At 68.2% G+C, this 18,045-nt stretch carries 15 protein-coding genes; 4 read left to right on the top strand and 11 right to left on the bottom strand.

The window, feature by feature from the left end; all coding sequences use genetic code 11:
- Nucleotides 1-8: 8 nt before the first annotated feature.
- The 6 genes from KEG57_RS37740 to KEG57_RS37715 form a co-directional block, all read right to left on the bottom strand.
- Nucleotides 9-485: a hypothetical protein gene (locus KEG57_RS37740; protein ID WP_272425448.1), complete on the bottom strand. Its 477-nt coding sequence runs from the start codon at nucleotides 483-485 to the stop codon at nucleotides 9-11.
- A 689-nt stretch (nucleotides 486-1,174) separates the two neighbouring features.
- A complete protein-coding gene (locus KEG57_RS37735) occupies nucleotides 1,175-2,413 on the bottom strand; it encodes a peptidase associated/transthyretin-like domain-containing protein (RefSeq protein ID WP_272425447.1) in 1,239 nt (412 codons plus the stop codon).
- Between the two features lie 36 nt (nucleotides 2,414-2,449).
- Nucleotides 2,450-3,358 carry an RNA polymerase sigma factor gene (locus KEG57_RS37730; protein WP_272425446.1) on the bottom strand — a complete coding sequence of 303 codons (909 nt, stop codon included), beginning with the start codon at nucleotides 3,356-3,358 and terminating at the stop codon, nucleotides 2,450-2,452.
- Nucleotides 3,359-3,495: 137 nt separating this feature from the next.
- Nucleotides 3,496-4,122, bottom strand: coding sequence for a dioxygenase family protein (locus KEG57_RS37725; protein ID WP_272425445.1), 627 nt, complete (start codon nucleotides 4,120-4,122; stop codon nucleotides 3,496-3,498).
- A 202-nt stretch (nucleotides 4,123-4,324) separates the two neighbouring features.
- Nucleotides 4,325-5,170, bottom strand: a complete 846-nt coding sequence (locus tag KEG57_RS37720; protein WP_272425444.1) for an NmrA family NAD(P)-binding protein — start codon at nucleotides 5,168-5,170, stop codon at nucleotides 4,325-4,327.
- A 27-nt stretch (nucleotides 5,171-5,197) separates the two neighbouring features.
- Entirely contained in the window at nucleotides 5,198-6,046 is an 849-nt protein-coding gene (locus KEG57_RS37715; RefSeq protein ID WP_272425443.1) for a helix-turn-helix domain-containing protein, read from the bottom strand.
- 62 nt (nucleotides 6,047-6,108) lie between these two features.
- On the opposite strand from KEG57_RS37715, the gene KEG57_RS37710 reads away from it, so the two are divergent.
- From KEG57_RS37710 to KEG57_RS37700, 3 genes are all read left to right on the top strand, one after another.
- Nucleotides 6,109-6,396, top strand: coding sequence for a hypothetical protein (locus KEG57_RS37710; RefSeq protein ID WP_272425442.1), 288 nt, complete (start codon nucleotides 6,109-6,111; stop codon nucleotides 6,394-6,396).
- Nucleotides 6,397-6,477: 81 nt separating this feature from the next.
- Nucleotides 6,478-7,806, top strand: coding sequence for a protoporphyrinogen/coproporphyrinogen oxidase (locus KEG57_RS37705; RefSeq protein ID WP_272459406.1), 1,329 nt, complete (start codon nucleotides 6,478-6,480; stop codon nucleotides 7,804-7,806).
- A 5-nt stretch (nucleotides 7,807-7,811) separates the two neighbouring features.
- Nucleotides 7,812-8,738 carry a sigma-70 family RNA polymerase sigma factor gene (locus tag KEG57_RS37700; RefSeq protein WP_272459414.1) on the top strand — a complete coding sequence of 309 codons (927 nt, stop codon included), beginning with the start codon at nucleotides 7,812-7,814 and terminating at the stop codon, nucleotides 8,736-8,738.
- Between the two features lie 321 nt (nucleotides 8,739-9,059).
- Here the strand turns inward: KEG57_RS37700 and KEG57_RS37695 are convergent, their stop codons facing one another.
- The 5 genes from KEG57_RS37695 to KEG57_RS37675 all read right to left on the bottom strand — a co-directional run bounded on the left by KEG57_RS37695 (nucleotide 9,060) and on the right by KEG57_RS37675 (nucleotide 16,519).
- On the bottom strand, nucleotides 9,060-10,535 hold the full coding sequence (locus KEG57_RS37695) for a lamin tail domain-containing protein (protein ID WP_272459404.1): 1,476 nt from the start codon (nucleotides 10,533-10,535) through the stop codon (nucleotides 9,060-9,062).
- A gap of 384 nt (nucleotides 10,536-10,919) precedes the next feature.
- The gene (gene pheA, locus KEG57_RS37690) at nucleotides 10,920-11,765 is read right to left on the bottom strand and encodes a prephenate dehydratase (protein ID WP_272425439.1); all 846 of its coding nucleotides are present in this window, start codon (nucleotides 11,763-11,765) and stop codon (nucleotides 10,920-10,922) included.
- Nucleotides 11,762-12,907, bottom strand: a complete 1,146-nt coding sequence (locus KEG57_RS37685; RefSeq protein WP_272459403.1) for a 3-deoxy-7-phosphoheptulonate synthase — start codon at nucleotides 12,905-12,907, stop codon at nucleotides 11,762-11,764. Before KEG57_RS37685 ends, pheA begins: the two co-directional genes overlap by 4 nt.
- Nucleotides 12,908-12,973: 66 nt before the next feature.
- Nucleotides 12,974-14,041: a prephenate dehydrogenase/arogenate dehydrogenase family protein gene (locus tag KEG57_RS37680; protein ID WP_272459402.1), complete on the bottom strand. Its 1,068-nt coding sequence runs from the start codon at nucleotides 14,039-14,041 to the stop codon at nucleotides 12,974-12,976.
- A 147-nt stretch (nucleotides 14,042-14,188) separates the two neighbouring features.
- A complete protein-coding gene (locus KEG57_RS37675) occupies nucleotides 14,189-16,519 on the bottom strand; it encodes a hypothetical protein (RefSeq protein WP_272459401.1) in 2,331 nt (776 codons plus the stop codon).
- A gap of 26 nt (nucleotides 16,520-16,545) precedes the next feature.
- Here KEG57_RS37675 and KEG57_RS37670 point away from each other — a divergent pair, with 26 nt between their 5' ends.
- Complete coding sequence (locus tag KEG57_RS37670) at nucleotides 16,546-17,850, top strand: hypothetical protein (RefSeq protein ID WP_272425435.1); 1,305 nt, start codon at nucleotides 16,546-16,548, stop codon at nucleotides 17,848-17,850.
- Nucleotides 17,851-18,045: the final 195 nt, after the last annotated feature.

Genomic DNA, 18,045 nt, shown 5'->3' with positions numbered 1-18,045 from the left:
GGCGGGTATCAGTTGATGAGGTAAAACGGGTAGAGGCAGCAGAAGGTGACGGCTCTCGTCATGTCCTTCTTGGCCTCGCCCTTCGGCGCTCCGCCGGTAGCGGCGCACGTGCCGGGCACGTATTCGAGGTCCGTGATCGCCTTGCCGGCGATGGCATGCCCCGGGGGAACCGTGTCCTGACACTGGTCATCGGGGGACACCAGGCCAAACTGCTCCGATTGAGAGGAACAGAGCGGCCCCTCGTAGAGGTGAAACGACGCCGTACAGGCGCTTGCCTCTGGCGGCCCGCACGCGCACTCCTCGCAGTTGCGCTCGTCGATGACGGCATCTTCGGGGTACATCTCATAACGGGCCCAGTTGTAGTTTTCCGGGCAGGGGGCGTCGGCCCCTTCGCGAACGACACATTGGAGCCAGCCAGGGCCGGGATCGTTCACGCAATACTGCGTCCCTGCGTCGGCGCAGGCGTCGTCCACAGTATTATTCATGCACGCGAGGCCCGCGGTCTTCCACTCCCTCGTCGTGGTGAACGCAGGTGTCTCGCTCTTAGGGCTGCACCCCTCCTCGTTTGTCGGCCCGGGGAGCGGTGAAACCCACACGGACTGGGCACACGGCTCCCCGCCGCACTGCGCACCGGCCGGAAGGGCGTTTTCGCTCGTGCAGGAGCCATCCCAACCGGCCGGAGCATCAAAAGGGAGGCTGGCGGCCCCGCTTTCCCCGCACGCCCCCGCGCGGATCTGCATCTTCTCCGGCAGTGCTTTGCACGCGCCGGTCGAGGGGCCGCACTCGCAAGGCTCGCACGCGGCGGCAGGGGCGTCGAGGTCTGCGAGGAGGCGCCACTTCTCCGCGGAGGCACCCTCTGGGCATTCCGGAGGTTCTGCCATTGCATTGGTAGGGTATACGAGGAGCGAGACCGCGACCTCCGACCAGTAGCCCGCGTTTCCGCTGGGTACCGGGACGCACCGGCCGGGGCATGCGGATTGAGCCGCGTCGGGCTCATCGGGCGCGGCATCCGCGTCGCTCCCGGCATCCGTGCCCCCGTCGGGGCTACACGCGGGCGTCGGGAAAAACGAGTCTGGATCGCACTCGCCCTCAAAGAAAGAGGGAGCCGCCGTACAGGACGCACCGACCACTCCGAGGCAAAAAAACAACGAACAGGCAAGAACCGTACGCATGTCTAAAACTCCCACCCTCCGCCAATCTGCACGCCGAACATGACCGGCGGCTGATCGGAGAGGATCGTTGGTCCAACAACCACCTGGACGCCGCTCGACAATCCGAGGACGTCGGCTGCGGCTTGGATCGTAAAGGACTCTGTGACTCGAATCTTGGCGCCGATGCGCCCACCCGCTCCGGGTTTAACATCAGCGAAACTTGCCGGCTTGTAACTGCGCGACGTGAACTCGACGCGAATCACGCCTAGATGACCGAGCGCGCAGCCGAAAAACCACTTGTAGTGCCCACACAAGCTTGCCATCCCGCCCGCCGTCATAGCATTGATGGGCTCGTCTGCGACACCCGTTGTCAACCACGCCCCGCGTGCCTCTAGCCCAATCGAGAGATGCTGGTTGACCTGCAAACCACCGCCGATCATCGCCCCCACGGCGGGCATCCACGAAGCGACACCAAACACGACCACCGGCCCCACTCCCAGGAAGCCCCGCAGGCCCTTTCTTTCGGTGGCCGTTGTCGGATCCTTCGGCTGCTCCTCGTACGCGAAAGGGTCTTCCTGCTTCGTGAACTCCGGCCCGGCCACCACAGCGGACAAAGTCGCGGTCGGGTCCTTCTCCGGCACATAGACCGCCGGCTTCTCCTCCACCTTGTGCGCCGTCAGGGGGACGGGAACCTTCATGTCCTGCCCCTTCACGGCCGTGAACTTTACGACCGCCTCTTCGAAGCCGTCGAGGGTCGCGCGGATCTCGTGCTCTCCCCCGGCCACGAACGTCCAGAAGGCCGACCGCCCCGCGTCGTTCCGATCGATGCCGTCCACCGTCACACGCGCGCCAGCGTGAGAGACCATCACCTCGACCCACGAGCCATGAGCGCGCGCCACCTCATGGGCCTCGAAGAAGCGCTTGCGCTCTGCCCGCTCCGCGGGCGTGGCGGCAGGGGCCCGATGGATCGCATCGAGCAGGAGCTCGGGCGCGTCCTCGGGTCTACCGCCCTCGACCAGCACCATCCCTAGACGCCCTGCGACAAGGGAATCGTGCCGAACGTTCAGCGCCTGTCGGTAGGCCCTCGCGGCTTCACGTAACCGCCCCGCGGCGCGCTCGCGATCGCCGAGCTGCGCCAACGCCTTGAACCGGAGCTCGACCTCGGCCTCGCGATCCTCCTCGACGTCAGGGCTCGGAAGACTCTGCGCCCATGCTGAGGGCGACACGAGAAGCAGTGTCGAGACCACGATCACGGAACGCATGGCTCTGGATCCATAGCATACATGCAGCCGCGAAAGCTAGAAGGACGTGTCCCCGGACGAACCCCAACCGCCCTTGGACAAACCTGCCTTCGAACAGCCTTGCTTGTCGCTGTCGACCAGGGGACGTCGTGGCGCGTGCGTCTGCTTCGTCGGCGTGGGCGGCACCATGACGGGCACGGGTGAACCAGCGTGCTCGAACGACGGCGCCGGCTCCGCGGCCGCCGCACGCGCGACGTCCACGGCGGACGCTGCCACGGCGCGCGCCGCGCCCGTGGCCGCGGCGTGAAGCTCGCCGTCAGGCTCGCGCGGCGCGAGCGCGAGCGACGCGAACACCATGGCCATGAGCATCGCCCACAGGTGGCCGAGTCGCTGAAACCAGTCGAAGAGCAGCACGAGCAGGGGAGGCGGGACGGAGAACAGATCCTTGCCGAGACGCTCCCGCAAGGTCTCGCGCGCGCGAGAGAGCGCCATCTTCGCCGCGTCCTCGGAAATCCCGACCTTCGCCCCGGCCTCCTCATGCGATCGACCCTCGACGCACACCATCCACAAGACCGCCGCTTGGGAGGGGGGCAGGTCTCCGACAGCATCCATCACCTTGTGAAGGGCCTGCTTCAACTGCGCCGCGCGCTCGGGCGAGGGGTCCAACGTCGCGAACTTGGCCACGCGCCCAGCGTCGGATTCGAACACCTGCCGGTGCCGGCGAGTGATCCGGCGCGCTGTCCCCATCACGTTCCGCGTGATCGTCACGACCCACGGCTTCATGCCGTCAGGGTGCGGGGCGTAGTTGGGGAGGTCGCCGAGCGCGTTGGCGATCACCTGCTGTTCCTTGTCGTCCGCGGAGTCGCGCGTGCGCGCCTTGTCGCTCCGGACGATGCGCCGGACATCGAGCCGCAAGCCGAGGAGCTCGTCGCGTCGGCTGCGTGAATCGGGTTTGGACGATCCCATGCCTACAAACAATGCGCGGGGAAGCGAGAGGTAACAGAAAATCGAACGCGGCCCGTCGACGCAAACCCGGCTGGCGTTTTGACTTACAAACCTATCAGCGTTCGGCCCGTCAACGAGGACGCGCTGCTCCGCCGCCGCTAAGCTGGGTGCCGCTCAAGCAGGATGTCGCGCACCGCCAGCAGCCGCCCGTCGGCCTCGCGGTCCAGCCGGACAATCCCGTCGCCCCCGCGATTCTCCATCCGCCGGCGATAGGCAGCATCGACCAGCGCATCGTCGTCGAAAACGATGTCGTCGATCCAGTAGGGCCGCCGCCCGGGCTCGAACATGGTCAGATGGACATGCGCGGGCAGGCTTCGGTCGGGATAGGGCGCGGGCTTGATCGTCTCGAAGCGGTAGCGCCCGTCGGCTCCGGTCTTCGCCCAGCCGCGCAGCCGGCCGTGCCGGCGGCTCCACTCGGTCTCGGGCGTGCCGTTGGCATAAAAGCCCGCCGAATTGGTGTGATAGGCGTAGATCGTCACGCCGGCCGCAAGCCTGCCGTCGAGCGCGATCACCGTTCCCGCCAGCACCAGCGGTTCGCCCGGCTCGCCCGGCGGCGCGATCCGCGCGCTCGAAGCGGTCGGCTGCCGCTCGAACACGCCCTCGCAGCCCTCGCACCGGTAGAGATCGGCGCGCGCCGCCGATTGCCGCGGCTTGCCGTCCGCCGCCCGGCACGCGCCGAGCGCCACCACGCCGCCCATTCCCAAGATCAGTTGCCGACGGTCCATTGCGCTCCCCTTCGCGAGCGCGCAGCCTATCAATCCTCCGGCGTCTCCGCCACACCGGTGCCGAAACGATCTCGCGATGCGCGGGCCACGTTCGTCACGCTGGCGACCCCGGGTCAGAAGGACCAGAACTGTTCCCCGAGGGAAGATCGCTTCGCGATCTTCCGAGCATCGAACCGGTCGATGCTCTAGGGCGTCCCGTCCGTCACGGGACCCAGCTCGACGCGTGCTCGCGCGCGAATTCCTCGAAGGAGCGCGGCCGCGTGCCGGTCACTTCGAGGACCGCATCACTCGTTTTGGGTCCCCTGCCCTCCTGATGGTAGCGGAGCATCGCCGTGATCCCGTCGACGTGCTCTCGGGACACGGCATACGGCAGCATCGCCTCGCGGAATGCGTCCGGCGAGATCGATTCGAACGTGACCTTCCGGCCGGTGAGCGCGGAGATCTCGGCGACCATCGCCGAATACGAGATCGGCCGCGGCCCGCAAAGCGTGAGCGCCTGTCCCTCGAAGCGATCCGACGACAGGCATTCGGCCGCCACCCGCGCAATGTCGCGCGCATCGATGACGTTCTCCGCGAAGTCGTCGCAAGGCAGGCGAAGGACACCCTCCGTTCGGATCGCGTGGCCGTAGTAGTGGACGAAGTTCTGCATGAAGCCGCCAGGCCGGAGGAGCGTGTATGCGATCCCTGAGGCTAGAAGGCCGCGCTCGATCGCGCGATGAACGCGCGCATAAAAAAACGCTTCGCTCTCCGCGCTCATGATCGAGAGTTTTACGATCCGGCCCACGCCGGCACGCCGCGCGGCTTCGATCACGCGGAGCTCGGCGGAGACCTGATCGATCATGTCTCCCGTCGCCAGGAAGACCGTCGTCGCCCCGACGAGGCTCGCGTCGAGCCCGTCACCCGTTTCGAGATCAACACGCGCGACCTCGCTCGCGTGAGGTCCCGGCTTCCTCGAACGATAGATACCACGCGTGGGTAAGCCCTTCTGGTGAAGCTCCGCAAGGACCGCGCTTCCCACGACGCCACTGGAACCAAAGATGACATGCATGCGCGGGAGCTTGGATCAGGCGCCGGGTCAACGAATAGGAAGCATTTGACCCCTCTCGGCCGGCGGAACAGCGCTCGCGCCTCGTTGCTTTTCGAGGAGCTCACGCGGCGACAGCCCCGCGTGCTTGCGGCACTCGAGGAGCCAGTGCGATTGGTCGGCGTACCCAGCCTCGTAGGCGAGGTCGGCCCCGGCGCGTCCGCTCCGCGCGGCGATGCCGAGCGCCCGCTGGAACCGCTGGACGCGAAGGAAATCACGAGGCGTCAAGCCAACCTCGCGGCGAAACAGCTCGATGAACCTGCGGTGGCTCAACCCAGACGCCGCGACCTCGGTCGCAATCGCAACGTCCGAGGAGCCACGCTCGGCCCGTCGAATCATGGCCGTCACAGCAGGGTGCGAGGCGCGGCTCGCTCGTGCACGCTGGAGGAAAAAAGCGCTCAGCATCGCGAGTCGTTCCGCGTCCGATGCCGCATCGTCAATGCGCTCCGCGAGCTCGCGCGCGGATGCGCCCAAAAGGTCTTCGAGCGGGTGGTGCCGGTCGGCGAGGGCATCCATGGGAATCGCGAGGAGCGGCCACGCGCCGCCCGGATGAAAGTGCACGCCGACGAGCCGCCCCTGCGGCGCCGTGGGCACATCGAACGCAATACGCCGCGGGCCCGACACGAGGGCGGTGCGGCAAGTCCCGTCGCGGCCCGAGAGCTCCCGCCAGGCAAGTCGTTTGCCGCCGATGGGGACGACGATCTCGAGCGTGCCGGTGGGCAGGACCCGATCGAGAAGGTGCGCCGGATGGTACCCGTCGTACACCCAGAAGCTGCGGATGAACGGACGCAGCGCATCGGGCGGCGGTATCGTGCGGTAGAAGGAGGTTCGGTCCGTCACGGCGAAAGGCCAGCGTATCTTAGCGCCTCGCAGAGGAGACCGGCGCTGCTAGCATCCTCCCCATGTCCGGCGGCCTGATCCACCACGACGACGGCCCTCCCGTCGCCCGCTGCGTCCGTTGCAGCGCCGTGGCCGCCGGTCCCTGCGCGCGTTGCCAGTCCCCCGTCTGCGGCGACTGCTGCGTCCTCACGGAAGGCGGCGCCCGCGTCTGGGCCATCTGCCTCGCCTGCGAGGACCGCGGCGGCCGCTCCCTGCGCCGCGGCTGGATCACCTTCCTCGGCTGGATCGCCGTCCCCATCGCCGGGCTCGCCGTCCTCGTCGCCCTCCTGGAGTGGCTGGCCCGGAAGTAACCCGCCTCCCACGATCACGTCGCGTCGATTCCGCGTAACCTTTCCGGACCCCTGGACGTGCCTCCTCTGAGAGGTGCGATCATGACGACGAACACGGCGGCTCGGGTGGTGGTCATCGGCGGCGGACTTGCGGGGCTTTCGGCGGCGGCGTATGCGGCGCGGGCTGGCCGGCGGGTGACTGTGCTGGAGAAGGCTTCGGAGCTCGGGGGGCGCGCGGCGACCCACGAGAAGAAGGGGTTTTCGTTGAACATCGGTCCGCATGCGCTCTACCGGGGCGGCGAGGCAGAGCGCGTGCTCGGCGAGCTCGGCGTGCAGACGAAAGGCGCGCCGCCGCCGACCAGCAACGGGGCGTACGCTCTGCATGGGGGCATTCTCCGGGCTCTGCCGACTGGGCCTGTGTCGCTCTTGACGTCGTCGGTCTTGCCGCTCGTCGGGAAGATCGAGGTCGCGCGCCTGCTCGCTGGCCTCGACGCGCTGGACCTTGCGTCGCTCGCGGAGACGAGCTTCGAGGCGTTCCTCACGAAGAGGGTCCGCACGCCCGAGGCGCGCGACGTGATCCGGGCACTCATTCGGGTCTCGACGTACTGCTCGGATCTGGAGCGGCTCTCGGCGGAGGCCGCCATCTCCCAGTTCCAGCTCGGGACGACGCGCGGCGTGCTCTACCTGCACGACGGCTGGCAGACGATGGTGAACGGGCTCGCCGACGTCGCGCGGGCCGCGGGGGCGGAGATCCTTGCGGGCGCGAAGGCCGTGTCCGTGGTGCGGGAGGATGGGCGCGTGAAGGCGGTGCGGCTCGCGGATGGGGCGGAGATCCCCGCGGACGCTGTGATCATCGCGGCGAGCCCTTCCCTCGCCTCCTCGCTCCTGCCCGACGTGCCGGCCCTCGCGGCGTGGTCCGCGGCGGCGATTCCGGTGACGGCCGCGTGCCTCGACGTCGCGCTCTCGCGCCTGCCGCAGCCGCGGAACACGTTCGCGCTGGGGATCGATCGGCCGCTCTACTTCTCGGTGCACTCGGCGTCCGCGCGCCTCGCGCCCGAGGGAGGCGCCATGATCCACGTGGCGCGGTACGGCGCGCTGGAGGATTCTCGGGCGGTGGAGCGAGAGCTCGAAGAGGTGCTCGAACTTCTGCAACCGGGCGCGAAACACCTCGTGGTCGAGCGGCGGTTCTTGCCTTCGATCACGGTGACGCACGATTTCCCGCAGGCAGCGCGCGGCGGCACGCGTGGCAGGCCCGGCCCCGCGGTGCCAGGCGCGCCCGGGGTGTTCGTGGCGGGCGACTGGGTGGGGCACGCGGGCATGCTCGCGGACGCGAGCTTTGCGAGCGGGCGGGCCGCGGCGCAGGCCGCGACGCGGCGGGAGGTGAATGTGCTTGGCGACGTGGGCCGAAAGAGCTTCGATGCGAGGGCGTGAACGTGATGGCGGACGGGGACGGGCTCGCGCGGGAGCATCGGCGGTATCTGTGGGGTCTTTGCTACCGATTGACGGGATCGGCGGCGGACGCGGACGATCTCGTGCAGGAGACGCTCCTCCGCGCGATCGAGCGTCCACCGGCCCGCACGGATGAACCCGTGCGGCCGTGGCTGACGCGCGTGGCGGTGAACCTCGGAATCGACCGGCTACGCGCGCGGCGGCGGCGCGCATACGACGGGCCGTGGCTGCCGTCGCCGGTCGAGACAGACGGAGACGGCGTGCTGGAGATCGGGATCGAGCCGGTCGAGACCGAGGGGCGTTACGATCTCCTGGAGAGCGTGTCGATGGCGTTCCTCGTGGCGCTGGAGGCGCTGACGCCGCGGCAGCGGGCGATCGTGCTTCTGTGCGATGTGTTCGACTGGTCGGTAAAGGAGGCGGCCGACGCGCTGGGGATGACGGAAACAGCCGTGAAGACGATGCACCACAGGGCGCGTCGGGCGCTTTCAACCTACGAGTCGAGCCGGACGCGGCGGACGCCCGAGCTCGTGGAAAAGACACGCGAGGCGCTGGGGCGGTTTCTCATGGCGCTCGGGACCACGGATGGAAAAGCACTCGAATCGATGCTGGACGCCGAGGTCCGGCACCTGAGCGACGGCGGAGGCGAGTTCTTCGCAGCGCGCTTGCCAATCCTGGGGCGAGATCGGGTCGGACGCTTGTTCGTGGGGCTCGGCAAACGGCACAACATGGGCGCGCAGTTCGCATTTCGAATGGTGAACGGGATGCCCGCCGTGGTGCTGGAGCACGCGCCGGGGCGGAAGCTCGCGCCGCGCTCCGTGCTGCAATGCGAGATCGGCGAGGATGGGTCGATCCGAGCGATCTATTGGGTGCTGGCGACGAAGAAGCTTTCAGCGGTGGGGCCTATTGTTAGCTGAAGCCGCTTCGCTGGGGCTTTGCCCCAGGCCCCAGCAGGGGCTATCCGCCCCTGCACCCGGACCAGCGCAAGCGCTGGACCCAGGGTCGATGAACTGCGCAACGCGCAGTTCATCGAACAGGCCAGGTCAAGACCAACGACGACCCTGCCAGCCGAGACCGCCGCGCTGCCATTTCGACCGGCAACGCCTTCCAACGGGCCCGTTGGAAGAACTGCGCGGAGCGCAGTTCTTCCACCTTCGGTCCAGGCCGTGCCTGGTCCGGGTCGAGGGGCGGATAGCCCCCGCGGGGTCCGGGGCAGCGCCCCGGCGCGACGCCTCCCCTCAGAAATCCGCCCCATTCGCCCGTGTGCCAGGCGAGCTTGCGGCTGCGACGAGGGCAGTGTGTAGAACGAACGTTGCGCTCTCGGCGGCGTCGGGACTGCGGTTCATGCTGACGCCGTCGACTGCGGCGAGGGAGGCGGGGTAGCTGAAGGAGTCCTTTGTCGTGCCTGCGGCGTCGCGCAGGTAGACGGCGTCGCCGCCGTTGGCGAGACCCAGGTTGCTCGTGCTGCTCGCGATTGCGTTTGGTGTGCCTGCGGGAATGCCGGCGGCTGTGCCGAAGACGACGATGCTCTTGCCCGCGGCGAGTGTCGTGCCTGCGGCGAACGTGTGCCGTACCGACGAGGCGTCCGAGAGCGTCCAGCCGTCGAGCGTCGCGGGGGCGCCGCCGATGTTGACGACTTCTATGAACTCGCCTGTCACGCTGCTCCCGGGCTCGTTTGCGCAGATCTCGTTGATCACGATCTGGGCGGGCTTGGCGGCGGCCCAGGTGTAGCGGCTCAGGATGGGGAAGTGATCGCTCGTCGTGGAGGCGTAGCTTGGGATGAATTCGGAGACACGGTAGGCCTCGACGGAGCCGGGCACGAGGGACAGGGCGAGCTCGTTCGTGACGAGGTGGTGATCCAGGGTCGCGCCGCCGCTCGATGTCGACGAGATGTTCGCGTCCGTGAGGACCTTCGTTGCGAAATGGTAGTCCGCGCTGTCGGCGAGGTAATTCGCGTAGGGCGTGGCGCTGCCCGAGATCGACTTGTCGAGGTCGTCGTTGAAATCGCCGACGACGAACACCTTTTGCGTCGGGTAGTTCGTGTCGAGGTAGGATTTTAGCGCGGCGGATGCGTCGAGCCGACGCTGGTAGCTCGCGGAATCGGAGAGCGCCTTCATGTGGAGCACGATGACGACCACGTTGTCGGTCGTCCCGTTCAGCGTGACCGAGAGCTTCACCTCGAGCGGAGGCCGGCCGGCGAACTCGTAGTCGTAGGCCGTCAGGATCACGCGCGCGCTTTGCACTGTGGCGATCGAGGTCTTGTAGAGGAAACCGAGTTTTTGTTCGGACGTGGTGTAGTACGAGGACCCGCTCGTCACGATCGGGTCGTTCGAGAGGAACCCGGCGTAGCCCGTGAGCTGCGATTTGAGCGTGTTCCACTGCGACACGCTCACGATCTCCTCGACGCCCCAGAGATCCATGTCCGCGCCGGTGATCACGTCGTACGCGTTCTGCCGCTGGAGCGTGTCGTTCGTGGGCCCGCGGCTCGTGTCGCCGAACCACTCCAGGTTCCAGGCGGCGACGTCGAGCGTCGTCGCCGTCCCCTTCGCCGGGACCGTGTATGCGAACGTCGCCGTCTCGACGGACGGTTCGTCCACCTCGGGCGCGACGCACGCGGGCGCCGCGATGATCACGAGCGATGAAGCGAAAACGACGAGCGATGCAGAAGCGCTCGTGCTGGATCCAGACCTCGGCCGACCGTGCGCGTATTCCATGGTTTCCATGGTACGCGAGGAGCCTTCGAGGGGGCGAGGAAGTTCCGATCAGGGACGCGCTGGGGCGTTGCCCCAGGCCCCACCGGGGCTATCCGCCCCTGGGCCCGGACCAGCGCAAGCGCTGGACCGTTCGTCGATGAACTGCGCGATGCGCAGTTCATCGAACAAGCCCGAGGCAAGACCGCAAGCAGCCCTGCCCATCAAGAAAGCCGCGCTGCCCTTTCGACGGGCAAGGCTCTCTCACGGGCCCGTTGGAAGAACTGCGCATCGCGCAGTTCTTCCACCCTCGGTCCAGGCCGTGCCTGGTCCGGGTCGAGGGGCGGACAGCCCCCGCGGGGTCCGGGGCAGAGCCCCGGCGAAGCGCCTCCCAGATGAGACCAATGCTCAGCAGGGACGCGCCATCGGGTACGAGCCGAGGACCTTGAGGTAGCCCGCGCGTGCTTCGAGGTCGACGAGGGCGCGGTGGACGGCGGTGTCTTCTGCGTGGCCCTCGATGTCGACGAAAAAGAGGTAATCCCAGAGACCTCGCCGCGAGGGGCGTGATTCGAGCTTGGTCATGCTGACTCCGTGCCGCGAGAAAGGGCGGAGGAGCGCGACCATCGAGCCCGGGCGGTTCGGCGCTGACATGACGAGCGAGGTCTTGTCGTGGCCCGAGGGGGCGGCGCTGGTTTCGCCGATCACCAGGAAGCGCGTGGTGTTCGTGGGATCGTCCTCGACCCCCTCGGCGAGGATGGCGAGCGCGTGGATCGCGGCCGCGCGCTTGCCCGCGAGGGCGGCGCAGCCGGGCTCGAGCGCGGCGAGGCGCGCCGCCTCGGCGTTGCTGGAGACCGCGACGCGCTCGGCCAGCGGGAGCGTCTTTTTCAAGAATCGCTGACATTGCGCGAGGGATTGCGCGTGCCCGTAGACACGCGTGAGCCCGTGGAGATGCCCGTCGCGCCGGAGAAGGTGTTGCCGGATGGGGAGCGCGACTTCGCCGGAGATGCGGAGCGGCGAGGCGACGAGGCGGTCGAGGGTATGTCCGATCGCGCCTTCGAGGGAGTTTTCCACGGGCACGACGCCGAATGGGGCCGCGCGCGCCTCCACCACGTCGAAGACGTCGTCAATCGAGGTGCAGAAAAAGGGCTGGGCGTCCTGCCCGAAATGACGCGAGGCCGCCTCCTCGCTGAACGTGCCCGAGGGACCGAGGCAAGCGACCGAGATCCCCTCCACGGCGCCTCGGGCCTCGATCAAGCGGCGCTCGGCTCCGACGACGATGCGGGCGGCGGCGCCGTGGCCGCCCCGAACTCGCGGACGATTCCTGCGTATGCGAGCCGCACGCTCTCCACGTACCGCGCGAAACGCGGCAAGGCCGAAAGCTCGAGGGCCTGCGGGCCGTCGCAGAGCGCTTCGTCGGGCCGCGGGTGGAAATCGATGAGCACCATGGACGCGCCCGCGATGATCCCCTGCCCCACCACGTGGAAGATGTCGGGCAGGCCGTCGGGCGCGTTGTCCATGCGGCCGACCGCGTGCGAGGGATCGATGCACACGGGCAGGCGCGTCTGCCGGCGGACGACGGGCACGTGCGAGAAGTCGACCAGGTTCCTGTGCGGATCGCCGAGGTGCGTCTTCACGCCGCGCAGGCAAAACACGATGTTCGGGTTGCCCTCGCTCGCCACGTATTCGCAGGCATTCAAGGATTCTTCGAGCGAGATGCCCATGCCGCGCTTGAAGAGCACCGGAAAGCGCTTCTGCTGGCCCACTTGCTTCAAGAGCTCGAAGTTCTGGGTGTTGCGCGTGCCGATCTGGAGCATGACGCCGGTCGGATCCCCCGCCGCGGCGAGCGCCGTGTTGATCTCGTCGATGTGCCGCGCGTCGGTGACCTCCATGGCGATCACCTTGATGCCGTGCTTGCCCGCGAGCTCGAAGACCCAGGGCAAACAGGCTTTGCCGAGGCCCTGGAAATCGTAGGGGCTCGTGCGCGGCTTGTACGCGCCCATGCGCGTCGTCCGGATGCCCGCTTGTTCGAGCGCGGCCATCATCTGCCCGACGTGCTCGCGCGTGTCGACGGCGCAGAGGCCGGCGAAGACGTGGACGCGTTTCTCGTCGAAATGGACGCCGTTGTACTCGAACCCGTGCGTCTCGGCGTCCGGATGGTGCCGGCCGATGAGCCGGTATTTCCGGGAGACGCGGACGACCTTGCGCACGCCGGGCAAACTTTCGAAGGGCTCCGTCGGCACGGCGCGCGTCGAGCCGATGAGGTGCACCTCCGTGATGGAAATGGATTCGCCGCGGAAGACGAATTTCTGGACCGAGACCCCCGGATACCGTGCCGCGAGGCGAATGACCGCCTCGGCGCGCGATTCGGGCGCGTCGGGCTCGAGTGTGACAATCATGTAAGTTCCCCCTACAGTCCGTGTCCTGTTGGATGCCGCGACGGCCGCGACAGGGCTACAAAAAGATCAGTCCGCTTCCTCGGTGGGCTCCTCGTGCTGCAAGCGCCTGGAGAATCGGAGAATGGCGTCGAAGATCTCGTGCACCGAGGCCGGATCGAGCTCCCGCTCGGCCGCCCAGCGCCTGCGCGCATCGAGGAGCTCCGCCTCGCGCTCGGGATCCCGCACGGGACGGCCGAGCTTCGCTTTCTCCCGCGCCGCGCGTCGCGCGAGCTGGGCCCGCCGCCCGAGGAGCTCCATGAGGTCCCGATCGAGGTCGTCGATGAGATCCCGCGTCTCTCGCAAGGCTTGCGTGCCCGCCTTGGAGGGCAGGACGAGCGCGGAGGATGGCGGCGGAGCCATCCCGTCCGATCCGGAGAGGTTTTGATCGGCGGCGAGGAGCGCATCGACGAGCTTCCGGCGGGCCTCGGCGGCATAGGGATTTTCGCGATGGAGCGCGGCATAGAGGTGCCCCGCGTCCGAGCGCGCGGCCTCCACGGTCCGCGCGAGCGCCTGGAACGAGGGCGGCGCGTACGGAATGTCGAGGGGCACGGCCGCGTCGAGCATACCCTTGGCCACGAAGAATGCGAGGGCATGTGTCCAGGCCATGTTGCGATCGTGCGTGGCCTCGTCCTCCAGGACGACCGTGCAGCCGATTCGCTCGTAGAGTTTTACCACGCGGTCGACGGCGGCCGGGTGGGTCGCATTGGGACAGACGACCGCGACGAGCGGTCGCTCGCCTCGCGAGAGGCTGATCGGTCCGAACAAGGGATGCGTGGCGACCCAGGGGATCTCGGCGCCGAAGCATTCGTTCATGGCGGCCGAGGGGCCGAGCTTGACGCTGCCCACGTCCACGACGATCTGCGAGGGCGACAGCAGCGGCCGCATCGCCCCGAACGCGCGGCGCATGGCGGTGACGGGGACGGCGACGACCACGAAATCACGGCCGCGGACGAGATCCGGGAGCGACGTGGCGCGCATGTCCTCCGGCACATGGGAGCGATCGTCGAGAGCTCGCACGTCGACGTTCGCGTCCCGGAGGAGCGAGGCCATCGCCGCGCCGAAGCGGCCGTATCCGAGCAGTGCGACGTTCGTCATGACACGTGTATGGGGCCGATACCCACACGTAGCATAGCGGATGAACGGCCGCGTGGGCGAGGAGGCGATACGGGAGAAAATCGTTCCGTCGGGGACGAGATCAATTGCGTTTTCTACGTGTTTTGTCGATTCCGACGGAAATGCCGTTCAGGGGGCGCGGGGCGACTCGGACTTCGTCACGACGAAGGTCCGGATCGCGGCGATGGCGTCGTCGCGCCGCGGCTCGATCCAGTACATCCGGAACGGCGCGGCCGATCCGATGCGCCGCGCGAGGACGCTTGCGACGCGATCACACACGCGGAGCGGCATCTTCGTGTTCGAGGGCGCGGCGCCGGGATCCCGCGGATCGACCTGCTCGTGCTCGCGATCGAATTCCCGAGCGCCGTCGAGGCCCCATTCGGCTTCTCCAAATTCGTCGATCTCGATGGTGCCGACCGCGGCCCTGTCCTCCAGCGCCGGGAGGACGAGCTCGCGCATGCCGGGGATTCGCAGCAAGGAGGGATCGAGCAAATCGTCACGCTCGCCATGCCGGAAGCGACTTACCCATGGCGAGGTTTTGGTCGCGAACATCGCGCGGCCTGCGGCGACGATGGAAGGGCGCGTGGGCCGGAGGGCCAGGGGCGCGAGGAGCGTGCCTGATCTCGGGGGCACGGTCGCGGGATCGATCTCGCGGATGAAGGACGCGTATTCGTCGAATGCCTTTTCGTCCCCCGAGGCCGATCGCGCCACGTAAAACACGGCGAGGCACTGGCGCAGCTCGTCCGCGCCTTCGGGGTCCTTGATTTCTTGAAAGCTCTTGCGCAAGGGTTCCGTCCCCTCGCGGAGCGCGCGCGTGGCGCCCTTGGGATCCCAGAGCGCGAGGAGGAGGCCCATCTCGCACGAGGCCCGCAGGTATCCGTGCCCCTTCATGTCGGCGAGTTGCTTCATGCGCCGCGCGAGGAGCTCGGTGACCGATGGATTTTTCCGAGACGAAAGGCCCGCGAAGCGAGGTTTGAGCGGCCCGTCGACGCGCAGGAAAAGCGCGAGGAAATCCGAGGCGTCGGGGCTCCGGCGGGGCGCGTCCGTGGGTCCGACGATACGCGTGGCCGCCTGCACCCACCGCAGAGGTCCCGCGGTTTCGTCCGCGAGAGCGCGGAACCAGCGCTCGTCCACGGGGACCGATTTGAACGTTTCCGCGGCCTTCCGGAATCGTTCGGCCTTCTGCTCCTTCGTCTCGTCGGGCGGCGCGGGCGCGAGCGGGAGATCCGCGGCGAGCGTGTCGAGGGCGAGCTCGGCGACGTCGCGGACCGTGAGCAGCACGATGCCGTGCGCCTCGTACCATATCGATCGCGTGTATCGTTCGTCGTTCGCGAGCGCCTCCGCGAGCGGCAGGACCGCCGCTTCGCCTTCCGCGAGGAGCGCCTGCAAGATCGGGTCTGCGAGGACTTGCGTCTGCGCGCCATACCGCCCGAACGCGGGCTCGCGCACCTCACCGAGCGCCGCGACGAGCGCTGCCACGCGCGCCGTCGGATCCGCGGGCAAGGGAGAAGGCAAATCTTTCGGTGCCGGCCGCGCGGCACGTTTTTCCTGGTCCGCGAGCAAAGGCCCCGGCGGCTCGGCGAGGAGGTTTACGGTTTGCTCGCCGGCCCCGAGCGCGGCCGCGCGCGCGGAGAGCGCGGGCGAAAGCCGGGCGAGGCCACGCAGGCTCGCGAGCGCGAGCGCGTCGTCGCCGCGCACGTGGGCCCAGAGCCCGCGGTCGCGCAGCACATGCAAAAAATGCTCGGCGAGGCACGCGAAAATGTCCCGCTCGCGTCCGGAGATCTCGGGGGTGGTCTCGAGATCCCCGCCCGCGATCCAGATCTCCCAGAGCGTTCGCGCGAGGGTGTCCTCGCCGAGCTGCACGAGCATCGCGACCTGCATCGGCAGGATCTGTTCGAGCTTGTGGGACTGGAGCTCCGGCCGGGGCCCCCGCGTCCGGATGCAAGGCATTCCGGGGAAATGGGCCAATTGCTGGTCGCAGATGCGCTTGTCGCTGGCCCGGAGCGATTCGATATCGGCACGCAGGTCCGCCGGCGGGCCGACGGCGACGAGCGGAACCACGAGTCCATTCCACAGGATCCCGAACCGCGGCCCGCTTTCGGGCCCCGGGAGCACGAACGCCTTCGTTGCGACGGTCTCACCCGGGCCTTCCGGCTGCGTCGTGAGCGTGATGGCGGCCTCGTGATACGGCAGTCCACGCGGATCGGCGAGCCCGCTCCGGAAGAGCGTCTCCACGGCGCGCACGAGCCCCTCGGGCAAACCGGGGCGCGGGCCGGGCTCGGTCGGCGTTCCCTGGGCCGGCGGCGCGGGCAGGATGGTATCCGCGAAGGGCCACGGCGGGGGCGCTGTGTTTTCGGGCGCGTTTTGTGGTGTCTCCGTGGGTCGCGGCGGAGGCACGCTCGCGGGGCCGCAGGCGGCGAGGGCCAGGAAGACGAGGCGAAACGCGCGGCGACGCATCACGGAACGAACGTACCGCAGCGCTCGGGGTGCAGGCAATCACGAGCACCTGGATCCTGCCGGCGTCGCGGGATACCGTGGGCGGGATGGAGAAAACGGGGGACGTCGCGGCGCGGGTGCTCCTGGGGATCACGGCATTCAGTCATGCCGCGGGAGGTTTCGCGTACGCGCTCTCGCAACCGCGGGGTTTTCCTGTTCCATCGGCGGCCTTCTTCGAGCATCAGGTCCTCGGGCCACTCATCGTCGTGCTCGCGCTCGTCCTCGGCTTTGCACTCGTCACGCGCCGGGAAAAGCTGGCCGCCGCGGGGACCGCCGTGCTCGCAGGGTTCTGGTTCATCGCGGCGGGGTTTGGTTTGTTCACGGGCACGACCTCGTACGCGCGTCTCCTCGTGCTCCCGTTTGCAGGGGCATTCGTGCTCGCCGCGCTTGCTCATCGAATGCATCGGCGCGTGGTCCCCGTTGCGATCCCAGCACTCGCGGGCGCGCTGATCGGAGCTGGGTTCTGGGCCTCTGCGCATGCCCCGAGGGCCTCGACATCTCCTTCGAACCATTCCCCGAAGGCCGGCCCGCTCCCCGAAGGCGAGCCGGCGCTACAGAAGGGCGGGCTCCGCGCGCGGGTCGACGGGACGTCGATCGTCGTGGACGCCGGGATTCATCGAGCGCAGATCGTCCCCTCATTCGATTACGACGCCGTGGCAGACGGCTGCGGGCTCACGGTCCTCGACTTCCGATCAGCAAGGCCCCCAGCGTTCCAAGCCGGCAGCGACGGCGATCGAATCATGTTCGCCGCAGAAAACACCGATTTCGAGGTGTTCGGCGTGGTCGAGATCCAGGGCGCGTCCACCGTACGAATCGAGGTCTCCACGACCGTGCGGCGCGAGCTCTGCGCGCACCTCGGGTCGATCGTCACCATACGGCTGTCGCAGCTCCGCGGCTCCGCCGACGGGACGCAGCATCAAGACGCCTCGATCAACGGAATTCCCTGGCCCTCGGGCAGCGCGGGAGAGCCGGCCCATTTCGTGGCCTACCGGGGAGACGAGCTAGGTTTCTTCCAGGCGACGAGCGACGAAAAAGGCCCCTTCATTCAGCTCGGCAAGATCGACGAGCCCGTGATCACGGCCAACGGCTTCCGAATCCGCGTGCCCTCCTGGAAGGATCAAGCCTCACGCGAGCCCTCCCCCACAGCCGGCTGGGGTATCTCGCAAGGCGCCATCGAGCATTACGGCGAATGGTTCTCCTGGGAAATCGCCGCCACCTCGATCGGCCGCGGCTGGCACACCGTACGGACCGCCCCCGGCACGTACATGACGACGATCCTCGTCGAGAAGCTCTGAGCAGGGAGCGCAGCGCCGGGGTTTCACCCCGGACCCCGACCAGGGGTTGTCCACCCCTGGACCCGGACCAGCGCAAGCGCTGGACCCGGGGTCGATGAACTGCGCGATGCGCAGTTCATCGAACAGGCCGAATGGTCTTGCCACGGGCCCGTCCGAGAAACCGCGCATCGCGCGGTTTCTCGGCCCTCGGTCCAG

It is taken from the genome of Polyangium jinanense (genome assembly GCF_028435365.1).
Note: the sequence above shows the minus strand (reverse complement) of the source record. Positions and strands in the feature narration are given on the sequence as shown.